25 protein-coding genes are annotated in these 26,525 nt (G+C 73.8%); 6 read left to right on the forward strand and 19 right to left on the reverse strand.

What is annotated here, in order from left to right; all coding sequences use genetic code 11:
- Nucleotides 1–337: 337 nt before the first annotated feature.
- From ABFT23_RS16320 to argC, 10 genes are read right to left on the reverse strand one after another with little or no spacing between them, the layout of a single operon-like run.
- Nucleotides 338–931 (reverse strand): DNA-3-methyladenine glycosylase, encoded by a 594-nt coding sequence (locus ABFT23_RS16320; RefSeq protein ID WP_347897058.1) that lies wholly within the window; start codon nt 929–931, stop codon nt 338–340.
- A complete protein-coding gene (gene argH / locus ABFT23_RS16325) occupies nt 915–2,330 on the reverse strand; it encodes an argininosuccinate lyase (RefSeq protein ID WP_347897060.1) in 1,416 nt (471 codons plus the stop codon). Before argH ends, ABFT23_RS16320 begins: the two co-directional genes overlap by 17 nt.
- A complete protein-coding gene (gene argG, locus ABFT23_RS16330) occupies nt 2,330–3,760 on the reverse strand; it encodes an argininosuccinate synthase (protein ID WP_347897062.1) in 1,431 nt (476 codons plus the stop codon). Before argG ends, argH begins: the two co-directional genes overlap by 1 nt.
- Nucleotides 3,760–4,281, reverse strand: coding sequence for an arginine repressor (locus ABFT23_RS16335; protein WP_347897063.1), 522 nt, complete (start codon nt 4,279–4,281; stop codon nt 3,760–3,762). Before ABFT23_RS16335 ends, argG begins: the two co-directional genes overlap by 1 nt.
- A complete protein-coding gene (gene argF / locus ABFT23_RS16340) occupies nt 4,278–5,210 on the reverse strand; it encodes an ornithine carbamoyltransferase (RefSeq protein WP_347897064.1) in 933 nt (310 codons plus the stop codon). The genes ABFT23_RS16335 and argF overlap by 4 nt, the downstream gene beginning before the upstream one ends.
- Entirely contained in the window at nt 5,207–6,388 is a 1,182-nt protein-coding gene (locus tag ABFT23_RS16345) for an acetylornithine transaminase (protein ID WP_347897066.1), read from the reverse strand. Before ABFT23_RS16345 ends, argF begins: the two co-directional genes overlap by 4 nt.
- On the reverse strand, nt 6,385–7,317 hold the full coding sequence (gene argB / locus ABFT23_RS16350) for an acetylglutamate kinase (protein WP_347897068.1): 933 nt from the start codon (nt 7,315–7,317) through the stop codon (nt 6,385–6,387). The genes ABFT23_RS16345 and argB overlap by 4 nt, the downstream gene beginning before the upstream one ends.
- Entirely contained in the window at nt 7,314–8,465 is a 1,152-nt protein-coding gene (gene argJ / locus ABFT23_RS16355; protein WP_347897070.1) for a bifunctional glutamate N-acetyltransferase/amino-acid acetyltransferase ArgJ, read from the reverse strand. Before argJ ends, argB begins: the two co-directional genes overlap by 4 nt.
- A gap of 28 nt (nt 8,466–8,493) precedes the next feature.
- Nucleotides 8,494–8,892: an ACT domain-containing protein gene (locus ABFT23_RS16360; protein WP_347897072.1), complete on the reverse strand. Its 399-nt coding sequence runs from the start codon at nt 8,890–8,892 to the stop codon at nt 8,494–8,496.
- Nucleotides 8,889–9,959: an N-acetyl-gamma-glutamyl-phosphate reductase gene (gene argC, locus ABFT23_RS16365; RefSeq protein ID WP_347897074.1), complete on the reverse strand. Its 1,071-nt coding sequence runs from the start codon at nt 9,957–9,959 to the stop codon at nt 8,889–8,891. The genes ABFT23_RS16360 and argC overlap by 4 nt, the downstream gene beginning before the upstream one ends.
- A 103-nt stretch (nt 9,960–10,062) precedes the next feature.
- On the opposite strand from argC, the gene ABFT23_RS16370 reads away from it, so the two are divergent.
- The 3 genes from ABFT23_RS16370 to ABFT23_RS16380 all read left to right on the forward strand — a co-directional run bounded on the left by ABFT23_RS16370 (nt 10,063) and on the right by ABFT23_RS16380 (nt 12,788).
- Nucleotides 10,063–10,872 carry a maleylpyruvate isomerase family mycothiol-dependent enzyme gene (locus ABFT23_RS16370; RefSeq protein ID WP_347897076.1) on the forward strand — a complete coding sequence of 270 codons (810 nt, stop codon included), beginning with the start codon at nt 10,063–10,065 and terminating at the stop codon, nt 10,870–10,872.
- Between the two features lie 66 nt (nt 10,873–10,938).
- Entirely contained in the window at nt 10,939–11,955 is a 1,017-nt protein-coding gene (locus ABFT23_RS16375; protein ID WP_347897078.1) for an ATP-binding cassette domain-containing protein, read from the forward strand.
- Nucleotides 11,952–12,788, forward strand: a complete 837-nt coding sequence (locus tag ABFT23_RS16380) for an ABC transporter permease (RefSeq protein WP_347897080.1) — start codon at nt 11,952–11,954, stop codon at nt 12,786–12,788. The genes ABFT23_RS16375 and ABFT23_RS16380 overlap by 4 nt, the downstream gene beginning before the upstream one ends.
- A 48-nt stretch (nt 12,789–12,836) precedes the next feature.
- Here ABFT23_RS16380 and ABFT23_RS16385 read toward each other — a convergent pair whose 3' ends face one another.
- From ABFT23_RS16385 to ABFT23_RS16405, 5 genes are read right to left on the reverse strand one after another with little or no spacing between them, the layout of a single operon-like run.
- On the reverse strand, nt 12,837–15,917 hold the full coding sequence (locus tag ABFT23_RS16385; protein ID WP_347897081.1) for an ATP-binding protein: 3,081 nt from the start codon (nt 15,915–15,917) through the stop codon (nt 12,837–12,839).
- Between the two features lie 14 nt (nt 15,918–15,931).
- Nucleotides 15,932–16,819 carry an aldo/keto reductase gene (locus ABFT23_RS16390; RefSeq protein WP_347897083.1) on the reverse strand — a complete coding sequence of 296 codons (888 nt, stop codon included), beginning with the start codon at nt 16,817–16,819 and terminating at the stop codon, nt 15,932–15,934.
- On the reverse strand, nt 16,816–19,296 hold the full coding sequence (gene pheT / locus ABFT23_RS16395; RefSeq protein WP_347897085.1) for a phenylalanine--tRNA ligase subunit beta: 2,481 nt from the start codon (nt 19,294–19,296) through the stop codon (nt 16,816–16,818). The genes ABFT23_RS16390 and pheT overlap by 4 nt, the downstream gene beginning before the upstream one ends.
- 4 nt (nt 19,297–19,300) lie before the next feature.
- Nucleotides 19,301–20,407, reverse strand: coding sequence for a phenylalanine--tRNA ligase subunit alpha (gene pheS, locus ABFT23_RS16400; protein ID WP_347897087.1), 1,107 nt, complete (start codon nt 20,405–20,407; stop codon nt 19,301–19,303).
- A 57-nt stretch (nt 20,408–20,464) separates the two neighbouring features.
- Nucleotides 20,465–21,025 (reverse strand): TetR/AcrR family transcriptional regulator, encoded by a 561-nt coding sequence (locus ABFT23_RS16405; RefSeq protein ID WP_347897089.1) that lies wholly within the window; start codon nt 21,023–21,025, stop codon nt 20,465–20,467.
- Nucleotides 21,026–21,081: 56 nt separating this feature from the next.
- Between ABFT23_RS16405 and ABFT23_RS16410 the strand changes: the two genes are divergently transcribed.
- Nucleotides 21,082–21,846, forward strand: a complete 765-nt coding sequence (locus ABFT23_RS16410) for an SDR family oxidoreductase (RefSeq protein WP_347897091.1) — start codon at nt 21,082–21,084, stop codon at nt 21,844–21,846.
- Here ABFT23_RS16410 and ABFT23_RS16415 read toward each other — a convergent pair.
- Nucleotides 21,837–22,817 carry a helix-turn-helix transcriptional regulator gene (locus tag ABFT23_RS16415; RefSeq protein ID WP_347897092.1) on the reverse strand — a complete coding sequence of 327 codons (981 nt, stop codon included), beginning with the start codon at nt 22,815–22,817 and terminating at the stop codon, nt 21,837–21,839. The genes ABFT23_RS16410 and ABFT23_RS16415 overlap by 10 nt on opposite strands.
- A gap of 61 nt (nt 22,818–22,878) precedes the next feature.
- On the opposite strand from ABFT23_RS16415, the gene ABFT23_RS16420 reads away from it, so the two are divergent.
- Entirely contained in the window at nt 22,879–23,487 is a 609-nt protein-coding gene (locus ABFT23_RS16420) for a TIGR03086 family metal-binding protein (RefSeq protein ID WP_347897094.1), read from the forward strand.
- Nucleotides 23,488–23,824: 337 nt separating this feature from the next.
- Here the strand turns inward: ABFT23_RS16420 and ABFT23_RS16425 are convergent, their stop codons facing one another.
- Entirely contained in the window at nt 23,825–24,883 is a 1,059-nt protein-coding gene (locus tag ABFT23_RS16425; protein ID WP_347897096.1) for a sensor histidine kinase, read from the reverse strand.
- 18 nt (nt 24,884–24,901) lie between these two features.
- On the opposite strand from ABFT23_RS16425, the gene ABFT23_RS16430 reads away from it, so the two are divergent.
- Nucleotides 24,902–25,321, forward strand: coding sequence for a GNAT family N-acetyltransferase (locus tag ABFT23_RS16430; RefSeq protein WP_347897098.1), 420 nt, complete (start codon nt 24,902–24,904; stop codon nt 25,319–25,321).
- A 14-nt stretch (nt 25,322–25,335) separates the two neighbouring features.
- Here the strand turns inward: ABFT23_RS16430 and ABFT23_RS16435 are convergent, their stop codons facing one another.
- A complete protein-coding gene (locus ABFT23_RS16435) occupies nt 25,336–26,115 on the reverse strand; it encodes a TrmH family RNA methyltransferase (RefSeq protein ID WP_457623722.1) in 780 nt (259 codons plus the stop codon).
- Nucleotides 26,112–26,510: a 50S ribosomal protein L20 gene (rplT, locus tag ABFT23_RS16440; protein WP_347897102.1), complete on the reverse strand. Its 399-nt coding sequence runs from the start codon at nt 26,508–26,510 to the stop codon at nt 26,112–26,114. Before rplT ends, ABFT23_RS16435 begins: the two co-directional genes overlap by 4 nt.
- Nucleotides 26,511–26,525 lie beyond the last annotated feature (15 nt).

Below are 26,525 nucleotides of genomic sequence, written 5' to 3' on the forward strand. Positions count from 1 at the left end.
AAACGATCACTAGCTATCGCCAGAATCATTGTCGAAAAAACTTTACCCATCAAAGAAACAGACAGGCATACAAACTAATCCGTCGACTATGACACACTGTTGAGTTCTCAAACATCAGGCGCTTGCCCCCTCAAGATCCTTGCGGGATGTGATCTGGGGCAACCTGTGAAACCTTACCGATCCGCGTGGCCCGCGTCAACTCGAGAGTTTCGGCAGCCTGGGTGACCGGTGCCGGGCGTGCAGACTCCGCTCGATCTTGAGCCTGCCTTGCGGCCTTGGCCCCGAGTGGGAGTCGCTCACCGCGACGTAGAGAAACTTAGACCACGTCATCTGGAGTTCACAAATCGGGGTGGTGCGCAGTCGCTCGAGGGTGCTTCCGGTACGGCGAGACGCTCCGTTCCCCGGGCATCCAGAACCGCCACGGGCGGTCGGCCGCGAGACGGAGACCCGTCCGCGGCCCAGCCGCGACGTCGTCGACGGGCGCGCCGAGCTCGAGGGTCACCGCGCCGGACGCGAGGTCGGCGCCGTCGTGGTCGAGCGAGATCGCCAGGGCCCTCGTCAGTCGAGCCGGCCCTCGCGCCAGGTCCTGGTCGGAGGACCCCGGGCGTCGTGCACGAGCGACGTCCAGACCGTCGACGACCTCGCCAGCGCGCACGAGCACGGCTCCGGCCACCCCCTCCTCGCCCAGGGCGACGTTGGCACACACGTGCATGCCGTAGCTGAGGTAGCAGTAGAGACGTCCCGCCGGCCCGAACATGACGCCGGTGCGCGGCGTCCGGCCGCGGTAGGCGTGCGACCCCGGGTCGTCCGCTCCCCCGTAGGCCTCGACCTCGGTGATCCGGACGACGACCGCGCCGTGGCGCAACGTGGCACCGAGCAGCCTCGGCGCCACCTCGTCGGGGGCCCCGAGCAGCTCAGGCCAGGCGGTCACGGAACGCGGCCACGGTCTCCTGGACGACGCCCAGCTGCTCACGCACGCGCACCGGCGCCGTGCCGCCGCGGCCGTCGCGGGCCGCGACCGAGCCGGCGACGGTCAGCACCGAGCGGACCTCCGGGCGCAGGTGCGGCGAGATCTCGGCGTACTGGGCGTCGGTGAGCTCGTCGAGCTCGACCCCGAGCTCCTCGCACCGCTGGACGCACGCGCCGGCGACCTCGTGGGCGATGCGGAACGGCACGCCCTCGCGCACCAGCCACTCGGCGACGTCGGTGGCGAGCGAGAAGCCTTGCGGCGCGAGCTCGGCCATCCGGTCGGTGTCGAACGCCAGCGTGGCGACCATGCCGGAGAACGCCGGCAGCAGCACCTCGAGGGTGTCGACGGAGTCGAAGACCGGCTCCTTGTCCTCCTGGAGGTCGCGGTTGTAAGCCAGCGGCAGCGCCTTGAGCGTCGTCAGGAGCCCGGCGAGATTGCCCACCAGTCGTCCGGCCTTGCCCCGGGCCAGCTCGGCGATGTCGGGGTTCTTCTTCTGCGGCATGATGCTCGACCCGGTCGACCACGAGTCGTGCAGCCGGGCGAAGCCGAACTCGCGGGTGGTCCAGAGGATGACCTCCTCGGCCAGGCGACTGACGTCGACGCCCACCTGGGCGGCCACGAAAGCGAACTCGGCCACGAAGTCGCGCGCCGCGGTGCCGTCGATCGAGTTGGCCGACGACCCGGTGAAGCCGAGCTCGGCGGCGACGGCCGTGGGGTCGAGCCCCAGCGTCTGACCGGCAAGGGCGCCAGAACCGTAGGGCGAGTCGCCGGCCACCCGGTCGTCCCAGTCGAGCAGGCGGTCGACGTCGCGCAGCAGCGGTTGTGCGTGGGCGAGCAGGTGGTGGGCGAGCAGCACCGGTTGGGCGTGCTGCAGGTGGGTGCGTCCGGGCATCACGGCGTTGCCGGCCTCGGCGGCCTGCGCGACCAGCACGTCAACCAGGTCGAGGACCAGCCCCGCCACGGTGCGCCCGTGGTCGCGCAGGTACATGCGGAACAGCGTGGCGACCTGGTCGTTGCGGCTGCGGCCGGCACGGAGCCGGCCGCCGACGTCGGGACCGACCTCCTCGAGCAGCAGCCGCTCGAGCGCACCGTGCACGTCCTCGTCGGACTCGGCGGGGTGCAGGTCGCCGGCGGTGTACCGCTCCCCCAGCACGGCCAGACCGCGCAGGAGCTCGGCGTGGTCGTCGTCGGCGAGCAGGCCGGCGCGGTGCAGCGCGTTGGCGTGCGCGCGCGAGCCGGCGAGGTCGTACGGCGTCAGGCGCCAGTCGAAGTGGGTGGAGCGCGACAGCGCCTCGAGCTCGGGCGACGGCCCGCCCGCGAACCGGCCGCCCCAGAGCTTGCCCTCGTTGGTCCCGCTCATCAGTCGGTGCCGAACTCCATGGCGGCGGCGTCGAGCGCGTCGTCGGCGTCGGGGTCCACGGCCGGGTTGCTGGCGATCCGCTCGGCGCCCCCGGCCTCGATCTCGCCGTAGAGCGTGCCGTTCTCCACCAGCACCTGGCCCTGCGTGTGCGGCTGGTTGGCGTAGAGCTCGAGCTTGGCGCGCGAGTCGGCGATGTCGAGGTTGCGCATCGTGAGCTGACCGATGCGGTCGGTGGGCCCGAACGCCGCGCCCTCGGTCCTTTCCATGGACAGCTTGTCCGGGTGGTACGAGAACGCCGGCCCCTCGGTGCTGAGCACCGAGTAGTCCTCGCCCCGCCGGAGCCGGAGGGTCACCTCGCCCGTGACGAGGGAGGCGATCCACCGCTGGATCGACTCGCGGAGCATCAGCGCCTGCGGGTCGAGCCACCGGCCCTCGTAGAGAAGCCGGCCGAGACGACGTCCCTCGGCGTGGTAGAGCGCGATCGTGTCCTCGTTGTGGATGGCGTTGAGCAGGCGCTCGTACGCCGTCCAGAGCAGCGCCATGCCCGGCGCCTCGTAGATGCCGCGCGACTTGGCCTCGATGATGCGGTTCTCGATCTGGTCGCTCATGCCGAGGCCGTGGCGCCCGCCGATCGCGTTGGCCTGGTGGACGAGCTCGACGGCGTCGTCGTAGGTGGTGCCGTCGATGGCGACCGGCCGGCCCGCCTCGAAGCGGATGGTGACGTCCTCGGTCTCGATGGCGACCGAGGGGTCCCAGAACTTCACGCCCATGATCGGCTCGACGGTCTCGAGCGAGACGTCGAGGTGCTCGAGGGTCTTGGCCTCGTGCGTGGCACCCCAGATGTTCGCGTCGGTGGAGTAGGCCTTCTCCTTGCTGTCGCGGTAGGGCAGGCCGTGCTCGGTGAGCCACTGGCTCATCTCGTCGCGACCGCCGAGCTCGGTGACGAAGTCGGCGTCGAGCCACGGCTTGTAGATGCGCAGCTCGGGGTTGGCGAGCAGGCCGTAGCGGTAGAAGCGCTCGATGTCGTTGCCCTTGAACGTTGACCCGTCACCCCAGATGTCGACGCCGTCGTCGTGCATGGCACGCACCAGCAGGGTGCCGGTGACGGCGCGGCCGAGCGGGGTGGTGTTGAAGTAGGTGCGTCCACCGGAGCGGATGTGGAACGCCCCGCACGCCATGGCGGCAAGGCCCTCCTCGACGAGCTGGGGCTTGCAGTCGACGTGGCGGGCCAGCTCGGCACCGTAGGCCAGCGCACGGTCGGGGACGCCGGCGATGTCGGGCTCGTCGTACTGACCGATGTCGGCGGTGTAGGTGCACGGCACCGCGCCCTTGTCGCGCATCCAGGCGACGGCGACGGAGGTGTCGAGGCCGCCGGAGAAGGCGATGCCGACGCGCTCGCCGGCGGGCAGGGAGGTGAGGACCTTGGACATCAGAGTTCCTTGGGTTCGGTGTGGCTGGAGGCGAGCGCGAGGAAGCGGTCGGCGAGGGCCTGACCGCCGAGCGGGTCGCGCCCGATGACGAGGAGGGTGTCGTCGCCGGCGATGGTGCCGAGGACGTCGGGCAGCTCGGCCTTGTCGAAGGCCGAGGCCAGGAACTGCGCGGCTCCCGGCGGGGTGCGGAGGACGACGAGGTTGGCGCTGGCCTCGGCGCTGACCAGCAGCTCGCCGCACAGGCGGCTGAGTCGCTTGGCCGCGGCCGCGGTCTCCCCCGTCTGGGGTCGTCGGTCGCCGCCCTCGCCGGGGACGGCGTAGACGAGCGCCCCGGACGCCGAGCGCACCTTCAGCGCGTCGAGCTCGACGAGGTCGCGCGAGAGCGTGGCCTGGGTGACCCGCAGGCCGTCGGAGTCGAGCAGGTCGGCGAGCTCGGTCTGCGAGTGCACCTCGTGCTGGGTCACCAGGTCGACGATGCGCTGGTGCCGGGCGTTCTTGGTGACCGCGGCGCGCGCCGTCATCGGCTCGACCTCTCGAGCAGGAAGGTCATGACCGCCTTCTGCGCGTGGCGGCGGTTCTCGGCCTCGTCCCACACGACGCTCTGCGGGCCGTCGAGCACCTCGGCGGCGATCTCCTTGCCGCGGTAGGCCGGCAGGCAGTGCAGCGCGACGGCGTCGGGCTCGGCGAGCGCCATGAGCTCGGTGGTCAGGGAGTAGGGCGCGAACACCGTGGTGCGGTCGGCCTCCTCGGCCTCCTTGCCCATCGAGATCCACGTGTCGGTGACGACGACGTCGGCGCCGGCCACGGCCTTCTCGGCGTCGTCGAACGCCGTGGCCGAACCGCCCGTGGTCGCGGCGATCTCGGCGGCACGGGCGTACATGGCCTCGCTCGGCTGGTAGCCGGACGGCGCGGCGATGCGCACGTGCATGCCGGCCGTCGCGCCGGCGAGCAGCCAGGAGTTGCCCATGTTGCACGCACCGTCGCCGACGAAGGCGACGGTGAGCCCGGCGAGGTCGCCCTTGTGCTCGCGCACGGTGAGCAGGTCGGCGACCAGCTGGCAGGGGTGGAAGTCGTCGGTCAGCGCGTTGACGACCGGGACGCCGGCGTGGGCGGCCATCGTGTCGAGGTCGGCCTGGAAGAACGTGCGCCACACGACGACTGAGACCTGGCGCCCGAGCACGCGAGCGACGTCCTCGACCGACTCGCGGACGCCGATGCCGGCGAGCTTGCCCTCGACCAGCATCGGGTTGCCGCCGAGCTCGGCGATGCCGGCGCCGAAGCTGACCTGGGTGCGCAGGGTCGGCTTGTCGAAGATCATCGCGACCGACTTGGGGCCGGCGAGCGGACGACGCGACCAGGGCGAGGCCTTGAGCGTGGCGGCGAGGTCGAGCAGCTCGGCCTGCTCGGCCGGGGTGACGTCGTCGTCGCGCAGGAAGTGGCGGGTGGTCACGAGCCCTCCCCCGTGGCGGCGTCGAGGATGCCGGGCCAGGCCTGCAGGAACGCGTCGGCGTCGTCGGCGGTGAGCACGAGCGGCGGCGCGAGGCGGATGCGGGCCGGCGTGGGGTTGTTGACGATGAACCCCGCGTCCAGCGCGGCCGCGGCGACCTCGGCCGAGACGTCGGTGCTGAGGTCGAGACCGATGAGGAGACCCTCGCCGCGCACCTCGACGACGCGCGGGTCGGCGGCGAGGCCGTCGCGGATCTTCTGCCCGAGCACGGTGACGTGCTCGAGCAGGCCCTCGGCCTCGATCGTGTCGAGGACGGCGAGCGCGGCGGCGCAGGCCACGGGGTTGCCGCCGAACGTGGTGCCGTGGTTGCCGGGCTGCAGCAGGTCGGCCGCGGCGCCGAGCGCGATGCAGGCGCCGATGGGGAAGCCACCGGCCAGACCCTTGGCCAGCGTGACGACGTCGGGCACGACACCGCTGCGGAGGTGCTCGAACCACAGGCCGGTGCGGCCGGTGCCGGTCTGGATCTCGTCGACCCAGAGCAGTGCTCCGTGACGCGAGCACGTCTCACGCGCGGCGACGAGGTAGCCCTCGGGCGGGACGACGACCCCGGCCTCGCCCTGGATGGGCTCGAGGAGGACGGCGGCGGTCTCGTCGGTGACCGCCGCGGCCAGCGCCTCGGCGTCGCCGTAGGGCACGAAGGTGACGTGGCCGGGCAACGGCTCGAACGGCGTGCGGTAGGCGTCCTTCGAGGTGAGCGCGAGCGCGCCCATCGAGCGGCCGTGGAAGCCGCCCTCCATCGCGACCACGTGCGTGCGGCCGGTGCGGCGCGACAGCTTGAAGCCGGCCTCGACCGCCTCGGTGCCCGAGTTGGTGAAGAAGACCTTGCCGGGCCCGTGGCCCAGCAGCGACACCAGCCGCTCGGCGAGCGTGATCTGCGGTGTGGTCGCGAAGAAGTTGGAGACGTGTCCGAGCGTCGACATCTGCTCCGTCACGGCCGAGACCAGCGCCGGGTGGGCGTGGCCCAGGGCGTTGACGGCGATGCCGCCGAGCAGGTCGACGTACTCCTTGCCGTCGGTGTCCCACACGTGCGCGCCCGCGCCGCGGGCCAGCGTGAGCTTCGGCGGGCCGAAGGTGTTCATGAGCGAGGCGGCGTAGCGCTCGCCGTAGGAAGGGGCGCTCATGCGTCACGCGCCTTCCGGGTCTTGGTCTCGACCCCGGGCAGCACCTGGGTGCCGACGCCCTCCTGGGTGAACAGCTCGAGCAGCACGGCGTGCGGCTCGCGGCCGTCGACGACGGTGGCGCGGGAGACGCCGCCCTTCACCGCCTGCAGGCAGGCACCCATCTTGGGCACCATGCCGCTGGCCAGGCTCGGCAGGATCTCCTCGAGCGACTCGGGGCTGATCTCGCCGATGACGTCCTCCGAGCTCGGCCAGTCGAGGAACAGGCCCTCGACGTCGGTGAGCACGAGCAGCTTCTCGGCCCCCAGCGCAATGGCCAGCGACGCCGCCGCCGAGTCGGCGTTGACGTTGTGGACGACGCCGTCGACGTCGGGCGCGACGCTGGAGACGACCGGGATGCGGCCGGCCTCGATGATGTCGAGCACCGCCTCGGGCCGCACGCTGGTGACCTCGCCGACCAGGCCGAGGTCGACCTCCTCGCCGTCGACGACGGTGTTGGTCTGCGTCGCGGTGAACAGTCCCGCGTCTTCGCCGGACAGGCCGACGCCGAGCGGGCCGTGCTCGTTGATGAGGCCCACGAGGTCGCGCTGGACCTTGCCGACGAGCACCATCCGCACGACCTCCATGGCCTCGGGCGTGGTGACACGGAGGCCGCCGCGGAACTCGGACTCGATGCCGAGCTGGTCGAGCATCGCGGAGATCTGCGGTCCGCCGCCGTGGACCACGACGGGCTTGAACCCGGCGAGGCGCAGGAAGACGACGTCCTCGGCGAAGGCGCGCTTGAGCTCGTCGTCGATCATGGCGTTGCCGCCGTACTTCACCACCACGATCTTGCCGTGGTAGCGCTGGAGCCACGGCAGGGCGGCCGCGAGGGTGCGGGCCTTGGCCGGGTCGGGCTTGCCGGGCTGCGGGTTCAGGTCGGTGTCGGTCATGAGGAGTAGGCGCTGTTCTCGTGGACGTAGGCGTGGGTGAGGTCGTTGGTCCAGACCGTGGCGCGGTCGGAACCGGACTTGAGGTCGATGGTGACCGAGACCTCGCGGGCCTCGAGGTCGACCAGGGCGGGGTCCTCGGCGGGGGTCGACTGCCGGCAGACCCACACGCCGTTGATGGCGACGTCGAGGTCGGCGGGGTCGAAGGCGGCCGTGGTGGTGCCGATGGAGGCGAGCACGCGGCCCCAGTTGGGGTCCTTGCCGAACACGGCGGCCTTGAACAGGTTGCTGCGGGCGACGCTGCGGCCGACCTCGACGGCGTCGTCCTCGCTGGCCGCGTTGAGGGTGGTGATGGCGATGTCGTGGTCGGCGCCCTCGGCGTCGTGCAGCAGCTGCATCGCCAGGTCGGTGCACAGCTGCGTGAGCGCCTCGGTGAAGTCGTCGAGACCGGGCGTGATGCCGCTGGCGCCGCTGGCGAGCACGGTGACGGTGTCGTTGGTCGACATGCAGCCGTCGGAGTCGAGACGGTCGAAGCTGACCCGGGTCGCCGCGCGCAGGGCGGTGTCGAGGTCGGCCGCCGGGACGACGGCGTCGGTGGTGATGACGACGAGCATGGTGGCCAGCTGCGGGGCGAGCATGCCGGCACCCTTGGCCATGCCGCCGATGCTCCAGCCGGCACCTTCGACGACGGCCTGCTTGCTGACCGAGTCGGTGGTCATGATCGCCGTGGCGGCGTCGGCACCGCCGTCGGCGGTCAGCGCGACGTGGGCGGCGTCGACTCCGGCGAGCAGGTCGTCTCGTGAATTAGCGAGGCCGATGAGGCCCGTGGAGCACACGACGACGTCGATCGCGCCGATGCCGAGGCGCTCGGCGACCCGCTCGGCGACGGCGTGCGTGGTCTGGAAGCCGTCGGGGCCGGTGTAGCAGTTGGCGCCGCCGGAGTTGAGGACGACGGCGCGCACGACGCCGTCCTTGACGACCTCCTTGCTCCACAGCACGGGGTTGGCGAGACAGCGGTTGGCGGTGAAGACGGAGGCGGAGTCGAACGTGGGGCCCTCGTTGACGACGAGGGCGAGGTCGGGGGCGCCGGTGGACTTGAGTCCGGCGGCGACCCCGGCGGCGGTGAAGCCGGCGGGGGTGGTGACGCTCATCGCTGGTGGTGCTCCTGGGTCTGGGGTCTCAGTCGGTGGGTGCGGGGACGACGGTGTGACCTCGTCGTCGCCACTCCTCGGCCGCGCGCTCGGCGTCGGCGGCCGGCACCAGGACCCAGACGGTGCTGGAGGTGGTGTGCACGTGCACGCTGACCTCGGCCTCGGCCAGCGGGCCGAGCAGGTCGACCAGGACGCCGGCGGTCGAGCTGGCCGCGGTTGCGCCGTCGTCGGCGAGCGAGAAGGCGGTGAGGCCACGGTCGCCGGGCACCTTGGTGGGCACCGACCGGCCCGCGCACAGCACCGAGGTCTCGGTGGCGCTGGCGCTGATCGCGAACAGTGACGACGACTCGGCCCACTCGGGCACCTCGGCGCCGGCGGCGAGCCGGAGGACGGCGATCTTCTCGGGGAACTGGTGGAGGGTGCTCATGGCGCGAGTCCTACGGTCGTCAGGCCCAGGGTCTCGTCGAGCCCCAGGGCGAGGTTGAGGCACTGGACGGCGGCGCCGCCGGTGCCCTTGGCGAGGTTGTCGACGACGCCGACGGCGACCAGCCGCCCGGCCGCCTCGTCGACGGTGACCTGCAGGTGGACGGCGTTCGAGCCGAGCACCGACTGGGTCTGCGGCCACTGCCCGGCGGGCAGCAGGTGCACGAACGGCTCGTCGGCGTAGGCCTTCGCGTAGGCCGCGCGGGCGTCGTCGGCGGTGATGCCTTCGCGCACCGGCGCCGAGCAGGTGGCGAGGATGCCGCGCGACATCGGCACCAGCAGCGGCGTGAAGCTGACCTTGACCGCTCCGGACGCCGCGAGCGGCGTCAGGTTCTGGGTGATCTCGGGCGTGTGCCGGTGGACGCCGCCGACGCCGTAAGCGCTCGCATTGCCCATGACCTCGCTGCCGAGCAGGTGCGGCTTGGCCGCCTTGCCGGCACCGCTGGTGCCCGAGGCGGCGACGACGACGACGTCGGGCTCGACGAGTCCGGCGGCGACCGCGGGAGCGAGGGTGAGGGTGCTGATCGTCGGGTAGCAGCCGGGGACGGCGACGCGGCGTGCGCCCCGGAGGACCTCGCGCTGGCGGGTGCCGTCGGGTCGCAGCAGCTCGGGCAGCCCGTAGGGCCAGGTGCCGGCGTGCTCGCCGCCGTAGAACTGCTGCCACGCCCCGGCGTCGTCGAGCCGGAAGTCGGCCCCGCAGTCGATGACCACGACGTCGTCGCCCAGCTGCTCGGCGAGCGCGCCGGACTGGCCGTGCGGCAGGGCCAGGAACACCACGTCGTGACCGGACAGGGTAGTCACGTCGGTGGGCTCGAGCACCCGGTCGGCCAGGGGCACGAGGTGCGGCTGCAGTGAGCCGAGCGTCTCGCCGGCGTTGCTGCCGGCCGTGAGCGCACCGATCTCGACCCCGGGATGGGCGAGGAGGAGGCGCAGGACCTCACCGCCGGCGTAGCCGCTCGCTCCGGCCACCGCGACGCGCGGACGGGGGTGGGGTGGTGACGTCGTCGTCATGCGTATGACCATACAAGGACCGGAATGTTCATGCACAACCGGGGGTGGAAACCGGGGGCGCCGGGCATGCACCCTGTCTACCGTGCCGTCCATGGGAGAAGCCATGCGACCCGATTCCGCCAGCCACCTGCGCCACCTGCGCGCCGACTCGGCCCGCTTCCGAGCCGTGCTCGCCGACTGCGACCCGGCCGCCCGGGTGCCGGCCTGCCCCGATTGGGACGCCGCCGACCTGCTGTGGCACCTGGCCGACGTCCAGTGGTTCTGGAGCGACGTCGTGCGACGCCGGCCCGACGGACCACCCGACGACGACCGCCGTCCGGCCCGCGCCGACACCTGGCCCGGGCTGCTCGAGCAGTACGACGAGCTCTCCGCCGGACTGGTCGACGCCCTCGCCGCGGCCGACCCCGACGAGCCCGCGTGGTCGTGGGCCGGCCACGTGCCGGACGGGCAGACCGTCGGGTTCACCTTCCGCCGTCAGTCGCACGAGGCGCTCGTCCACCGGCTCGACGCCGAGCAGACCGCCGGCGTCGAGCCGACGCCGCTCGACCCCGCGCTCGCGGCCGACGGCGTCGCCGAGCTGCTCGAGGTGATGTACGGCGGCGCCGCGCCGTCCTGGGCCCGGTTCACGCCGATCACTGCCCCGGTGCGCATCGACCTCGCCGACGTCGACCGCTCCATCTGGGTGCAGCCCGGCACGCTCGTCGGCACCGACCCCGACTCCGGCCGTGGGCTCGACGGGCCACACCTCGTCGTCGTCGACGACCCGGGCCTCGAGCCGGCCGCGATCGTCAGCGGCACCGCGGCCGACCTCGACGTCGCGTGGTGGAAGCGCGGTGCCGGGGCCGTCCGCCGCACCGGCGACCGGGCCGCCCTCGACGCCCTGGCGGCCGCGCTCGACCCGCCGCTCGACTGATCCCCGCCCGCCGGGTGAAACCGTCGTGAAGGCGCACTGAAACCGCGACACCCCACCGTTCGTGGCATGACGAACCACATCCACTCCGACCTGGCGGTCTCCGCCCAGGGTCTCGTGAAGGACTTCGGCGGCTCCCGGGCCGTCGACGGCATCGACCTGGCCGTGCGTCGCGGCGAGGTCTTCGGCGTGCTCGGTCCCAACGGCGCCGGCAAGACCACGATGATCCGGATGCTCGCCACCCTGCTGCCGATCGACGGCGGTCGCGCCGAGATCTTCGGCGTGGACGTCGCGAGCCGGGCACACGAGGTGCGTCAGCTCGTCGGCGTCACCGGCCAGTACGCCTCGGTCGACGAGAACCTCACCGCGCGCGAGAACCTCTGGCTCTTCGCCCGGCTGCAGGGCCTGCCCTCGCGCCGCGCCCGGGCCACCGCCGACGAGCTGCTGGGCGGCTTCGCCCTCGAGGAGGCCGCCGACCGACCGATCTCGCAGTTCTCCGGCGGCATGCGCCGCCGTCTCGACCTCGCCGCCAGCCTCATCACCCGGCCGCCACTCATCTTCCTCGACGAACCCACCACCGGCCTCGACCCGCGCACCCGCGGGCAGATGTGGGACACCATCCGCTCGCTGGTCGCCGACGGCTGCACGGTGCTGCTCACCACGCAGTACCTCGACGAGGCCGACCAGCTCGCCGACCGGATCGCCGTCATCGACCGCGGCCGCACCGTCGCCGAGGGCACGCCCGACGAGCTCAAGTCCTCGGTCGGCACCTCGACGCTGCAGCTGCGCCTCACCGACCGCGAGCGCACCGCCGACGCCGCGGACGTCGTCCGCCGCACGCTGGGCGAGGAGCCTGGGCTCACGCCCGAGTCCGGCGGGCTCACCGTCGCGCTGCCGGACGCCGACCGCGCCGGCGACGTGCTCATCGCGCTGCGCGAGGCCCGGCTCTCCGTCGCCTCCGTCAGCGTCGCCAAGCCCACGCTCGACGAGGTGTTCCTCGCCATCACCGGCCACGGCACCGAGACCACCCCCGACTCCTCCGACCACGCCCACGACCACGACCACGCCCACCAGGAGGCGTCATGACCACCCTGCTCGAGCCCGGCACGCCGCCACCGACGCTGCGCGCCGACGAGCGCGACCTCGCCCCGCGCGTCTCGCTGCGCGACACCGTGAGCCAGACGCTGTCGATGGCCTGGCGGGCCACCAAGAAGATGCGCCGCAACCCGGAGCAGTTCTTCGACGTCACGGTCCAACCGCTGCTGTTCACCGCGATGTTCGCCTTCATCTTCGGCGGCGCGATCTCCGGCGACGTCGCCAGCTACCTGCCGATCATCATCCCGGGCATCTTGGCCCAGACCGCGCTCACGGCGTGCATGGCCACCGGCATCCAGCTGCGCGAGGACATGGACAAGGGCGTCTTCGACCGGTTCAAGTCGCTCCCGATCGCCCGGATCGCCCCGCTCGCCGGACCGATGGTGGCCGACCTCCTGCGCTACTCGACGGCAGCGGTGCTGACGGTCGCCACCGGCCTGGCCCTGGGTTTCCGGCCCGGCGGCGGCGTCGTCGGCACCGTGGCCGGGATCGTGCTCACCGTCGTCGCCGGCTGGTCGCTGGCCTGGATCTTCACCTGGCTCGGCACCGTCGCCCGCACCGCCCAGAGCGTGCAGGGCATCTCGATGATGATCATGTTCCCGCTGACGTTCCTGTCCAACGCCTTCGTGCCCGCCAGCACCCTGCCCGGGTGGCTCGAGACGTTCGTGCGGGTCAACCCGGTCAGCCACGTCGTCTCGGCCGTGCGCGACCTGATGAACGACGGCGAGGTCACCGCCGAGGTGGGCTGGGCGCTGCTCGGCTGCGTCGTCGTGGTCGCGGCGTTCGCGCCACTCGCCGTGCGGTCGTACGGCAGGAAGATGTGACACCGCGACAGTCGTGGACGTCGCGCACCGCGTGCGGAACGTCCACGACTACCGGGCGACGAGAGCCCGGGCGTCGCCGAGGGCGGCCGGGCCGCGTCGTCCGTCGTAGGACGCGACGGCGGCGTCGAGCGCGCCGGGCGCGACGGCGTCGGCCTCGGCCCGGGCCGGCGCCCAGGCCAGGGACGGCGTGGTGCGGCTGTAGGAGAACCGGTCGGCGACGGCGAGGAGGGCGACCCCGCGCTCGACGTCGTGCTCGCGCAGCAGCGACCAGAGACCGACGGCGAAGAACGCGGAGCCGGCGACCGGGAAGTCCATGCGCGGGCGCCCCGGGTCGACGACCCGGGCGAGCTTGCCCGCGAGCGCGGCGTGCAGGTCGGCGCCGTCGTCGCCCGAGTGCCGGGCGAACGCCGCGACGGCGCCGGACTCGGCGAAGAGGAGCCAGGGCTCGAGGCCCTCGTCGACGTGGAGCCCCGGGAACCTGAGGCTGCGCGAGACCTCCACGCTGTCGCGGTAGAGCGCCAGGCCACGGGCGTGGCGGCCCTCGGCGAGGGCGAGCTCGGCGGTCACGGTCGACAAGACGATGCGTCCGCCGAACAGACCCGGACGCGGTGTCTCCTCGATCTCGGCGATCAGCCGCCGAGCGGTGTCGCGGTCGCCGTCGCTGATGGCCGCCGAGGCGAGCACGGCGCGGAGCTGGATGGCGTCGTCGTCGGCCTCGAGAGCGTCGAGCGTGTCGAGCGCGGCCCTGGCGTGGTGGGTGGCGAGGTCGGTGCGTCCCTGCTGCCAGAGCAGCCCCGCCAGCTGCGTGTGCTGCAGGGCCTGCAACCACCGGCCGTCGTCGGGCTGCCACAGCGCGAGCGCCTGCTCGGAGGCCTCGACGGCCCCGCCGGCGTCGCCGTCGTTCTCACGGTCGTGGCTCTCCCACTGCAGCGCGAGCATCGCCACGTGCCGGTCGGGGTGGTCGACGAGGTCGGCGACGCTGCCGCCGTCGGCGAGCGTCTCCATGACGACGGCGAGGGCCCGGGTGCCGGCGTCGGCGGCGTGCGGGCCGAGCGCGGCGAAGAGCTCGCGGCTGCGCACGGGCCCGTCCATCTCGATGACGGCGGTGTTCATGACCAGCATCCCGGTGGCCCGTGCCGTGGCCTCGCGCAGCCCGGCCGGCGGCTCCCAGCCCTCCAGGACGGCGTCGACGGCCCCGACGAGCGCGATGACGCGCGGGTGCTCGCCGCGCGCCGTCCAGCAGGTGCCGAGCGCGCCCAGCACCTCGACGACGGCGGCCTGGTCGCCGTCGGCCAGCGACTCGCGCAGCACGTCGGCGAGGTTGTTCTCCTCGCGCGTGACGGCCCGGATGGCCTCGATCTCGCCGGCCCCGGTGATCGCGCGGGAGGCACGCACGCAGAACGCCCGGGCCCACGACCGCAGGGCCAGCCGGGCGTCGTCCTCCTCGCCGACCTCGACGAGGCGGTCGCGACCGAACTCGCGGACGGTCTCGAGCATCCGGTAGCGCAGCTCGTCGCGGCCGTCGCGCACGGTGAGCAACGACTGGCCGGCCAGCGACTCGAGGGCCGACAGGACGTCGGGGCCCACCACGGCCTCGGCGCCGTCGAGCGAGAAGCCGTCGTGGAAGACCGAGAGGCGACGCAGCGCACGGCGATCGGCGTCGTCGAGCAGGTTCCACGACCAGTCGATCACGGCGAGCAGGGTCTGGTGACGGTCGGGCGCGCCGCGGTCGTGGCCGCGGAGCAGCGCGAACCGGTCGTCGAGCCGGCGGTCGATGTCGGCCACGGACATCGCGCGCACCTTTGCCGCCGCGAGCTCGATGGCCAGCGGCAGGCCGTCGAGACGCGAGACGACCGAGCCGACGGCGTCGTCGTCGAGGCGCACGCCGGGCCGGGCCGCCTCGGCGCGCTGGCGGAAGAGCTCGACGGCGGCGACGTCGTCGAGCTGGTCGAGGGCGAAGACGCGCTCGGCGGCGATGCCGAGCGGCGCGCGGGTGGTCGTGACGACGCGCAGGTCGCGGGTGGCCGCCACGAGCGGCGCCACGAGGTCGGCGACGGCCTCGACGACGTGCTCGCAGTTGTCGAGGATGAGCAGGGTCGGCGCGCTGCCGAGCTGCTGGGCGATGCGACCGCGGACGTCGTTGCGCTGCTCGACCGTGAGCACCCGTCGTCCGCTCACCGAGTCGCGCACGCCGAGAGCCGAGCCGACCTCGCCGACGACGTCGTCGGGCGAGGCGACGCCGGCCAGCTCGACGAAGTGCACGACCGGCTGCTCGGCCTCCCGGCCCAGCAGGTGCGCGAGGCGGGTCTTGCCGAGGCCGCCGGGACCGAGGATGGAGGTGACCCGCGAGCCGCGCACGAGCGCCCGCAGCCGGCGGACGTCGTCGTCGCGGCCCACGAGCGGCGTGGCGTCGTACTGCAGCCCGGTGCGGACCGGGTTGTCGGCCGCCAGCAGCTCGGCGTGCACGGCCTGGAGGACCGGCCCGGGGTCGACGCCGAGCTGGTCGCGCACCCGCGCGCGGTGCTGCTCGTAGCGGGCGAGGGCCGCGGGAGCCCCGTGCGCGGCGGCCTCGCTGCGCAGCAGCGCGGCCAGGGTGGTCTCGTCGGGGTCGCTCACCGTGGCGAGCGCCTCGAGCGCGGCGTCGTGCTCGCCCATCGCGGCGAGCGAGCGCCCCAGCACCGCCGTCACCGTGGCCCGGTCGGCCCGGGCGTCGGCGCGCAGGTCGGCCAGCGCCTCGACGTCGGCGCCGTCGACGACGACCAGGTCGAGCGCCGAGCGGGCGTGCTCGACGGCGGCCGCGGGCTCACCGGCCGCCTCGGCACGCACGGCGTTGCGCACCCGTCGCGTCAGGCGGGCGCGGTCGACGTCGCCGAGCGCGAGCCCGAGCCGGTAGCCGCCGTCGACCCGGGCGACGACGCCGGGCGCCGTCTGCGACCGGGTGCGGCTGACGACGACCTGGAGCGCCTTGGCCGGGTTGGCCGGCACGTCGGTGCCCCACACGGCGCCGACGAGGTCGCCCTCGGCGACCGCTCGACCGCCGGCCGCGACCAGGGCGGCGAGGAGGGCCTGGCTGCGCTCACCGGCGACCGGGTGCCCGTCGTAGGAGACCTCGTCGAGCAGCCGGAGCACGGTGGAGGTCTCGCTCAGGCCTGGCCGACGGGCGTCGGCGTGAGGCGGGCCACCTGCTCGTCGCTGAGCCGGAGGGCCGCGGCGTCGATGTTGGCCTCGAGGTGGTCGGGCCGGCTGGTGCCGGGGATGGCGAGCACGTGGTCGCCCAGGGCGAGGGTCCACGCGATGCGCACCTGGGCAGGCGCGGCCCCGACCTCGGCCGCGACCTCGGCGACGACGTCGACCTCCGTACCGGTGCCGGCCTCGCGGCCCGGGCCGGCGATCGCGAAGAACGGCACGAAGGCGACGCCCAGCTCGCCGCAGCGGCGCAGCACGTCGCGGCTGTGGTCGGAGTCGAGCGAGAACCGGTTCTGCACGCACGCGAGCGGCCCGACGGCGAACGCCTCCTCGAGCTGCTCGAGCGTGACGTTGGAGATGCCCACGTGGCCGACGAGCCCCTCGGCGACGAGGTCGTGCAGCACGCCGACGTGCTCGGCGACCGGGCCGGGGCCGTAGGTGCGGTAGTTGACGACGTCGATGCGGTCACGGCCGAGCTGGCGCAGGTTCTCCTCGACCTGGCCGCGCAGGTTGCCGGGCGCGGGTGCGCCGAACCAAGAGCCGTCGAGGCCGCGGTGCGGGCCGACCTTCGTGACGACCGTGACGCCGTCGTAGGGCGAGAGCGCGGCGTTGATGATCTCGTTGGCCGAACGCGTCTGGGAGAAGTAGAACGCGGCGGTGTCGACGTGGTCGACGCCACGCTCGACCGCGCGCCTCAGCATGGCGATCGACGTCGTCCGGTCGCTCGGCTCGCCCATCGAGAACGGGCGCGAGCCCGTGAGCCGCATGGCGCCGAGGCCGAGGCGGGCGACGTCGCGGTCGCCGAGCCGGAAGCGCCCGGCTGCGTCGGCGCCGACCGCGGTCATCGCTGGACCGCGCCGCAGCGCTCGGCCGCCGCGGCGACGGCGGCGTCGCGGGCGGCAGAGGTCTCCTCCTCGGTCAGCGTGCGGTCGGGGGCGCGGAAGCGGAGCGCGAAGGCGAGGGACTTCTGCCCCTCGCCGACCTGCTCGCCGGTGTAGACGTCGAAGAGCCGGATGGTCTCGAGCAGCTCACCGGCGCCGGCACGCAGCGCCGCCTCGACGTCGGCGACCGTGACCGCGGCGTCGACCAGCAGCGCGACGTCCTCCTTGGCCTGCGGGTAGGACGACAGCTCGGGCCCGGGGACGACGGCCCGCGCGGCGGCGAGCAGCGCGTCGAGGTCGAGCTCGACGGCGGCACTGCGCGCGGGCAGGCCGAGCGTGCGGCACACGGCCGGGTGCAGCTCGCCGGCGTGACCGATCGAGGCGCCGTCGCCCTGCCCACCGACGACCAGCTCGGCGCAGCGACCGGGGTGCCAGGGCGCCAGCGTGGCCGAGCGCACGTCGAGCGGGACGCCGAGCTCGGTGGCGAGGCGACGCACGATGCCGATGGCGTCGGACCAGCCGTGCTGGCTGCCCGCGCCCCACCAGCCGGCCCGCTCGCGCTCGCCGGCGAGGACGACGGCGAGGTGGAGCGGCTGGCGCGGCAGGGTGTCGAGCAGCTTCGCGAGGTCGGCCTCGGAGGGCCGCTGGTCGACGCCGTAGATGGGCGCGGGTCCGCGGTCGACCGGGAACGCGACGGTGCCGGTCTCGAACAGCGTGACGCCGGCGGCGCCGCGGCCGAGGTTGCGCACCGCGGCCTTCAGCAGGCCGGGCAGCAGCGTGGTGGTGTAGGCCGGCTCCTCGGTGGAGAGCGGGTTGGCCAGGCGCACCGTGTGCCGGCGGACGTCGTCGGCCCCGATGCCGAGGGCGTCGAGGGCGGCGTCGCCGACGAAGGGGAAGCTGATCACCTCGACGGCACCCGCCCCGGCGAGGGTGCGGCCGACGCGGCGGCGCAGCCGTTGCTCGCGGGTGAGCCCGCGGCCGGCAGCCGGCGTCGGGAGCACCGAGGGCACCCGGTCGTAGCCGACCACGCGGGCGACCTCCTCGACGAGGTCGTAGGGGTCGACGAGGTCGGGGCGCCACGGCGGCGGCACGAGCCCGGTCTCGCCGGGCACGCAGCCGACGGCGACGAGGGCCTGGGCGACCGTCTCGTCAGGGATGTCGATGCCGGTGATGCGCGACGGCAGGTCGACGGCGAGCGGGATCGGGTCGCGGGTCGGCGGTGTGCCGACGACGGTGACGCCCGGGGCCGCGGTGCCGCCGCCGTGCGCGACGAGCAGCTCGACGACGCGGTCGGCGGCCGCCTCGGTGACCGTCGGGTCGACGCCACGCTCGTTGCGCTTGCCGGCCTCGGAGGAGATCTTGTGCCGCTTGCCGGTGCGGAACATCGACGTGGCGTCCCAGTGCGCCGCCTCGACCAGCACGCGGGTCGTGGTGGAGGAGATCTCGGTGGGCTCTCCGCCCATGACGCCGCCGAGGCCGATGATGCCGGAGTCGTCGGTGACCACGAGGTCCTCGACGTCGAGGGCGCGATCGGTGCCGTCGAGGGTGGTGAGCCGCTCCCCCGCCCGCGCCCGCCGGACGCCGATCGGCCCGGTGAGCTTGTCGGCGTCGTAGCCGTGGATCGGGCGGCCGATCTCGAGCATCACGTAGTTGGTGACATCGACGGCGAGCGAGATCGGACGCATGCCGGCCTGCACGAGGCGCTGCGCCATCCAGTCGGGCGTGGGGGCCGCGGGATCGAAGCCCTCGACGAGCCGGGCCACGAACAGCGGGCAGCCGTCGGTGTCGTCGAGCACGACCGGGTAGCCGTCGCCGTCGGCGTCCGGCGTCTCGCGCGCGGCCGGGTCGGTGAACGGGACGCCGTAGGCCAGCGCCGCCTCGCGGGCGACGCCGCGCAGGCTGAGGGCGTAGGCGCGGTCGGGGTTGATCTCGAACTCGATGACGTCGTCGTCGAGGCCGAGCACGGCGAACGCGTCGGTGCCCGGCGCGGCGGTGCCGGGCGGGAGCACGATGATGCCCTCGTGATCGTCGCCGAGGCCGAGCTCGCGGGCCGAGCAGATCATGCCGGCCGACAGGTGCCCGTAGGTCTTGCGGGCGCTGATCGCGAAGTCGCCGGGCAGCACGGCACCGGGCAGCACGACGACGACGAGGTCGCCGACGTCGAAGTTGTGGGCACCGCACACGATGCCCTGCGGCTCACCGGTGCCGTTGGCGTCGCCGACGTCGACGGTGCACCAGTTGATCGTCTTGCCGTTCTTCTGCGGCTCGGGCTCGCGGGTGAGCACCTGGCCCACGACGAGAGGGCCGGTGATCGCATCGCCGGGGCTCTCGATGGCCTCGAGCTTGAGGCCGAGGGCGGTGAGCCGCGCGGCGAGCTCGGCGGTGGTCACGTCGTCCGGCAGGTCGACGTACTCCTTGATCCAGGAGACGGGGGCCTTCACGTGCTCAGAGCTCCGATCCGAATGCGGTGGTGAAGCGGACGTCGCCCTCGAACAGGTCGCGGAGGTCGGCGATGCCGTGGCGGAACATCAGCGTGCGGTCGATGCCCATGCCGAAGGCGAAGCCCGAGTAGCGCTCGCTGTCGACGCCGCAGGCGCGCAGCACCCGCGGGTTGACGACGCCGCAGCCGCCCCACTCGATCCAGCCCTCGCCCTTGCAGGTGCGGCACGGCGCGCCGTCGACGACCTGCGCGCCGCGGCACACGAAGCAGACCAGGTCGACCTCGGCGCTCGGCTCGGTGAACGGGAAGAACGACGGGCGGAACCGGGTGGTGATCCCCTCGCCGAACATGGCGGTCGCGAAGTGGTCGAGCGTGCCCTTGAGGTGGGCCATCGAGATGCCCTCGTCGATGGCGAGACCCTCGACCTGGTGGAACATCGGCGAGTGGGTGGCGTCGTACTCGTCGGTGCGGAAGACCCGGCCCGGGCACACGACGTAGATCGGCGGCGTGCGCTCGAGCATGGTGCGCGCCTGCACGGGGCTGGTGTGGGTGCGCAGCACCATCGCATCGCCCGCGGGGTCGGTCCAGAAGGTGTCCTGCATGGTGCGCGCGGGGTGGTCGGGGCCGAGGTTGAGGGCGTCGAAGTTGAGCCACTCGGCCTCGAGCACCGGGCCCTCGGCGACCTCCCAGCCCATCGCGACGAAGATGTCGGCGACCAGCTCGGAGCCGGTGGTGATCGGGTGGCGCGCCCCGGTGGGCACCCGGTCGGTCGGCAGCGTGACGTCGACCGTCTCCTCGGCCAGCATCCGCTCCTCGTGCTCGGCCTCGAGCACCACCTGGCGCGCGGCGAGAGCCTTGCTGACCGCACCGCGGGCCTGGCCGACGCGCTGGCCGGCCTCCTTGCGGGCGGCGGGCGGCAGCGCGCCGATCTCGCGGTTGGCCAGGGCCAGCGGCGAGCGGTCGCCGGTGTGCGCGGTGCGTACGAGCTTGAGGGCCTCGAGGTCGGGGGCGTCGTCGATCGCGGCCAGGGCCGCGTCGCGCGCGGCCTCGACCTCCTCGGGCTTCAAGGCGTCGACCTCGACGGGGTCGTAGTCGGTGTTGGGTCCGGACACGGGGTCGAGTCTAGGAACGCGCGGGCCGGGCCCGCGAACCGGTTCCGCCCGACGTCGTCAGGAGCCGCCGAGCAGGGCCGCGGCTTCGTCGAGCGCCTCGCGCACCGCGCGGGCCAGGTCGGCGTCGCCGGGCCCGCCCAGCCAGTCGCGCGCCGTCACGTCGAGCACGGCGATCGCGACCGAGGCGGCCAGCGCGGCGCGGTCCGGCGCGATGCCGTGGGCGGCCAGGGCGGCGGCCAGCGCCGTCGACCACGACCCCAGCTTGGCCAGCTCGCGCTCGCGGAGGTCGGGGTGCTGGTCCATCAGCGGCTGACGCCGCGCGAGCTCGGCGTGCCGGTCCTGGAGCGATGCCGCGACGGCGGTGAGGCCGGCGACGACGAGGTCGCGCACGGTCCCCGACGCCGTGGCCACGGCGTCGACGAGCGCGTCGTCGATCGCGGCCTGGTTGGCGAAGAGCACCTCGCGCTTGTCGGGGAAGTGCCGGAAGTAGGTGCGCTCGGTGACGCCGGCGCGCCCGGCGACCTGGGCGACCGTCGTGCGGTCGTAGCCCTGCTCGAGGTAGAGGTCGACCGCGGCGGCGGCCAGGCGGGTGCGCGCGTCGTCGGGCCATCGGCTCATGGGGCCATCGTAGCGAGTGACGTCAGCCTCTGACATCACCTGCTACGGTCGAGAGCATGACAGTCACTGACATCACCACCCGACCCGCACTCACCGGCATGGTCGTCGCCGTCACCGGGGCCAGCAGCGGCATCGGCGCCGCGACGGCCGAGCACCTGGCCGCACGCGGCGCCCACGTCGTCCTCGGCGCGCGGCGTTCGGAGGCGCTCGACGCCGTCGTCGCCCGCATCGTCGCCGCCGGCGGCCAGGCCGTGGCGCGCGTCGTCGACGTCCGGCGCCGCGACGACCTGGTCGGTCTCGTCGACCTCGCCCGCGAGCACTTCGGCCACCTCGACGCCATCGTCAACAACGCCGGCGTCGCGCCGATCGGCCCGGTCTCCGACGTCGACGTCGACGGCTGGGACGCCATGATCGACGTCAACCTGCGCGGCACGCTCCACGGCATCGCCGCCGCACTCCCCCACTTCCTCGAGCGGCGCTCCGGCCACGTCGTCAACGTGGTCTCGACGTCGGGGCTGAAGATCGTACCGGGCCAGGCCGTCTACGCCGGGACCAAGAACGCCGTCCGCACGATCAGCGAGGGGCTGCGACAGGAGAGCGAGGGCCGCTACCGCGTCACCGCCGTCTCCCCCGGCATGACCCGCACGTCGCTGGTGGCGGCCTCGACCGTCGACGTGGCCCAGCGCGAGGAGGTCGAGCGAGCGATGGCCGACCTCGGGCTCGACCCGTCGGCGATCGCGCGCGCCGTGGCGTTCGCCCTCGAGCAGCCCGACGGCGTCGACGTCGGCGAGATCGTCGTGCGCCCCACGCGTCAGGCCTGAGCCACCCCGTCGTGCGCGGCGAGGGCGGCCCACGCCGACGCGACGACGTCGGCCCGCAGCTCGGGCGGCGCGAGCACCTCGACGTCGCCGCCGAAGGTGAGCACGAGCCCGATCGCCTGCATGCGCGCCCGGACGACGAGCCGCAGCCGCACGCGCGGGTCGCCGTCGACCGCGGGCAGGGTCTCGACGACCGAGTCGCGCACGACCTGGAACGTCGCGAGCCGCCGGAAGATCCCCTCGGCCCGGGGCTCGACGGCGACGTCGAGCCCGACGGCGTCGCCGACCTCGAGACCGCGACGGGCGTCGGCCCACTCGGCGGCGAGGTCGAGGTCGGCGGGTCGCCTCGCGGCGTCGTCCAGCACCGTGGCGTCGAGCACCCGCGAGACGCGGTAGATGCGCCGCTCGCCGCGGTGGGCGGCGAGGAGATACCAGCGGCCCGCGTTCTCGACGAGGCCGTACGGGTCGACCGTGCGGGTCGCGCCGCCCGAGGCCGACTCGTAGCGCAGGCGCACCCGCCGGCCGCGGGCGGCGGCGTCACGCAGCACCGGCAGCACCGGCACCTCCTCGGCGGCCGCGAACCACCGGCGCCGGTCGACGACGAGCACCGAGGCGAGCGCGTCGGCCTCCTGCATCGCGCCGGTGGGCACCGTCGCGGCCAGCTTGGCCAGCGCGTTGCCGAGCTCGGGGCCGAGCCCGAGCTCGCTCGTGGTGTCGCGCGCACCCCACAGGAACAGCGCCTGCGCCTCGCCGGTGGTCAGCCCGCTGACGTCGGTGCGGTAGCCCTCGACGATGCCGCAGCCGCCGCCGCGACCGCGCTGGGCGAAGACCGGGACGCCGGCCGCCGAGAGCGCGTCCATGTCGCGCAGCACCGTGCGCTCACTCACCTCGAGCAGCTCGGCCAGGCGCGCCGCCGGCAGGGTGCCGTGGCGTTGCAGCAGGTGCATCAGACGCAGGAGTCGGTCGGCGCGCACGATCCGAGTCTGGCAGAAAAACCTGACACTCCATGTCTGATTCAGGTTCGACGATGGAGACATGACCACCACGCAGACCGACCCCCGCCCGCTCCTCCTCGCCGCCGCCGCCCAGGTCACGCCGTTGATCGACGGCGTCCGGCCGGCCGACCTCGACCGCCCCACCCCCTGCGACGGCTGGGCCGTGCGCGACCTGCTCGCACACCTCGCCGCCGTCGCCTCGCGCGTGCCCTACCTGCTGCGCGGCGGCCACCCGTTCGACGTGCCGTCGATGGTCGAGGGCGTCGCCGACGACGGCTGGGCGGCGGCCTGGGCCGAGCGTCAGCCCGACCTCGCCGCGTCGCTGGCCGAGGACGGCGTCCTCGACCGCACCGTGCACCACCCGGCCGGCGAGCTGCCCGCCGCCGGCGCGATGCTCGCCTACACCAGCGAGCTCGCCGCCCACGGCTGGGACCTCGCCGCCGCCCTCGGCCGCACCACCGACCTCGACGACGAGGTCGCCGCGGCGTGCCTCGAGCCGACCCGCCGGTTCCTGCCGGCCGAGATCCGCCACCTCGACGAGGTGCCCTTCGGCCCGGTCGTCGAGGTCGACGACGACGCGTCCTCCTACCAGCGGCTGCTCGGCTGGTACGGCCGCGACCCGCACTGGACCGCCCCCGCCGCCCACTGATCGCAGGTCGAGCCTTCGCTGATCGAGGTGCGAGGCCGCCTGCGGCCGAGCCTCGAGATCACCGGCCCCACGAGGCCAGGCCAGCCACAGCCGGGGTCTCGAGGCTCCTCGCAGAGCTCGTCGCACCTCGACCACCGGCCTTCGCTGATCGAGGTGCGAGGCCGCCTGCGGCCGAGCCTCGAGATCACCGGCCCCACGAGGCCAGGCCAGCCACAGCCGGGGTCTCGCGGCTCCTCGCAGAGCTCGTCGCACCTCGACCAGCGTCAGCTCACGCACCTCGCACCTCGCACCTCGCACCTCGCACCTCGCACCTCGACCACCGTCAGGTGCGAGCCGCTCAGATCACCAGCTCGGCCGGCACCCCCGGCCAGGTGCACGACAGCAGCGCTCCCCCGCCCTCGACGTCGTCGATGACGACCACGCCGCCGTGCGCCCGCACGAGCCCGTTGACGATGTAGAGCCCGAGGCCGGACCCACCCGACGTGCCGCCGGTCCAGAACTTGGTGAACACCCGGCGGCGCAGCTCGGGCGGGATGCCCTCGCCCTCGTCGGTGACCGTGACCCGGACGCCGTCGGGGGCGTCGTCGTGCGGCTCGCGCGCGAGCGCGACCACGACGGTGCCCTCACCGTGGCGCACGCCGTTCTCGACCAGGTTGGTGACGACCTGGGTGAACTTGTCGGGGTCGATGAACACGTCGGGCAGGTCGTCGGCCAGCCGGACGACGATCTCGCGGTGGGTGCCCTGGCCGACCGACGCGGCGCAGCGCTCGACGAGCGCCGCGGCATCGGCCGGGCGCGGGTAGAGCTGCAACCGGCCGGTGTCGATCCGGGCGACGTCGAGCAGCTCGGCGATGAGCCGGCTGAGGCGGTCGGAGTCGGCCGCGACCGTGGTGAGCATGAGCTTCTTCTGCTCGTCGTTGAGCTTGTCCCAGCGGTTGAGGAGAGCCTGCACGAAGCCCTTGACGCCCGTGAGCGGCGAGCGGAGCTCGTGGGCGACGGTGGCGACGAGGTCGGAGCGCTCGCGGTCGAGCCGGGCGCGACCGTGGCCCCACCGGATGGTGAGCGCGACGCCGGTGACCGGCCCGAGGCGCTCGGCCCGGTGCAGCCGCGCGGCGACCAGCACCTCGATGCCGCCCGGCGTGAGCCACGGCTGCTCGGGCACGCCGGTGCGGGTGCGCAGCCCGTCGTACGGCGTGTTGCACGACGCCCAGTCGTGGGCGTCCTGGTCCTGCAGGCGCAGCACCTCGGCGAGCGGGCGGCCGACGTCGTCCTCGCCGACCCGGCCGAGCATCCGCGCGGCCAGGGCCGAGACGAGCGTGACCCGCCCGTCGGCGTCGGCAAGCACGACCCCGTCGGGCAGCGCATCGGCGAGGGCTTGGGCGCTCGGGTCGGTCACGGCGTCCACACTAGGTGCGTGGAGCTCTCGACGGGGGCAGGCGACCCCGACCTCGACCAGCGGCTGAGCGACGAGCTCGACGCGTTCAACGCGAGCGCGACGGGCGACCTCGACGTCGCGCCTCAGCAGGAGCTGACCGTGCGCGCCGACGACGCCGACGGGCTCGCCGGGGGCGTGAGCGGGTGGACCTGGGGCACGGCGGCCGGCATCGCGATGACCTGGGTGCGCGCCGACCACCGCGGCACCGGGCTCGGCGCCCGGCTCATGACGCAGTTCGAGGAGGAGGCCCGGCGGCGCGGCTGCACGCACGCCTTCGTCACGTCGTTCACCTTCCAGGCGCCGGCCTTCTACGAGCGCCTGGGCTACCGCGAGATCCTCCGCTGGGACGCCGTGCCGGACGTCGGCCACGACGACGTGCACCTGCGCAAGGACCTCTGAGCGTCGGTCGCGGCTCAGCGAGCCCGGTGGCGGGCCGACTCGTAGAGGCAGAGCGCGGCGGCGGTGGCCAGGTTGAGGCTCTCGGCACGGCCGTGGATCGGGATGCTCACCCGGTGGTCGGCCGCGGCGGCGAGGTCGGCGGGCAGGCCGTGGGCCTCGTTGCCGAAGAGCCAGGCCGTGGGGCCGGCGGGCAGCGGGTCGTGCAGGGCCAGCTCGCCGTCGGCGGCGGTCGCGAGCACGGTGAACCCCGCGGCCTGCGCCGCGCGGACGACGTCGAGCGGGTCGGGCGCGAGCGCGACCGGCAGGTGGAACGCGCTGCCGACGGAGGCCCGCAGGGTCTTGGGGTTGTACAGGTCGACCGACGACCCGGCGAGCACGACGGCGTCGGCCCCCGCGGCGTCGGCCGTGCGGACGACGGTGCCGGCGTTGCCGGGGTCGCGCACGTCGGCACAGATCGCGACCAGCCCGCCCGACAGTGCGGCCGGCAGGTCGACGTCGACGAAGCGGCACACAGCCACGACGCCGGCCGGGGTGACCGAGTCGCTGAGCCCGGCGAGCGCGCGGTCGTCGACGAGCGTCACGGCGACGTCGTCGGGCAGGCCGGCCGGCACGAGCGAGCGGCCGGCGACCGTGGTGAACACCTCGACGACGCACCCGGGCACGCCGAGCGCGCCCTCGACGGCCTTCGGGCCGTCGGCGAGGAAGAGCCGCCGCTCGGTGCGTACCGAGCGACGGCTCAACTTGCGGAGCTCCTTGAGGCGGGCGTTGCCCGCGCTCAGGGGTGTCTCGTTCAGGCCGGGACCTCGGTCGTCGCGCGGGGCGCGTTGACGTCGGCCGGCAGGGCGGCCTTGGCGACCTCGACCAGGGCCGAGAAGGCGGGCGCGTCGTTGACGGCGAGGTCGGCGAGGATCTTGCGGTCGACCTCGACGCCGGCCAGGTTGAGGCCCTGGATGAAGCGGTTGTAGGTCAGGCCCTCCGCGCGGGCAGCGGCGTTGATGCGCTGGATCCACAGGCGACGGAAGTTGCCCTTGTTCTTGCGGCGGTCGTTGTAGCTGTAGACCAGGGAGTGGGTGACCTGCTCCTTGGCCTTGCGGTACAGGCGCGAGCGCTGGCCGCGGTAGCCGGCGGCGCGCTCGAGGGTGACCTTGCGCTTCTTGTGGGCGTTTACTGCGCGCTTGACGCGTGCCATGGGGTTGCTCCTTGG

Source organism: Nocardioides secundeburneus, from assembly GCF_039939255.1.
Classification (GTDB): Bacteria; Actinomycetota; Actinomycetes; order Propionibacteriales; family Nocardioidaceae; genus Nocardioides.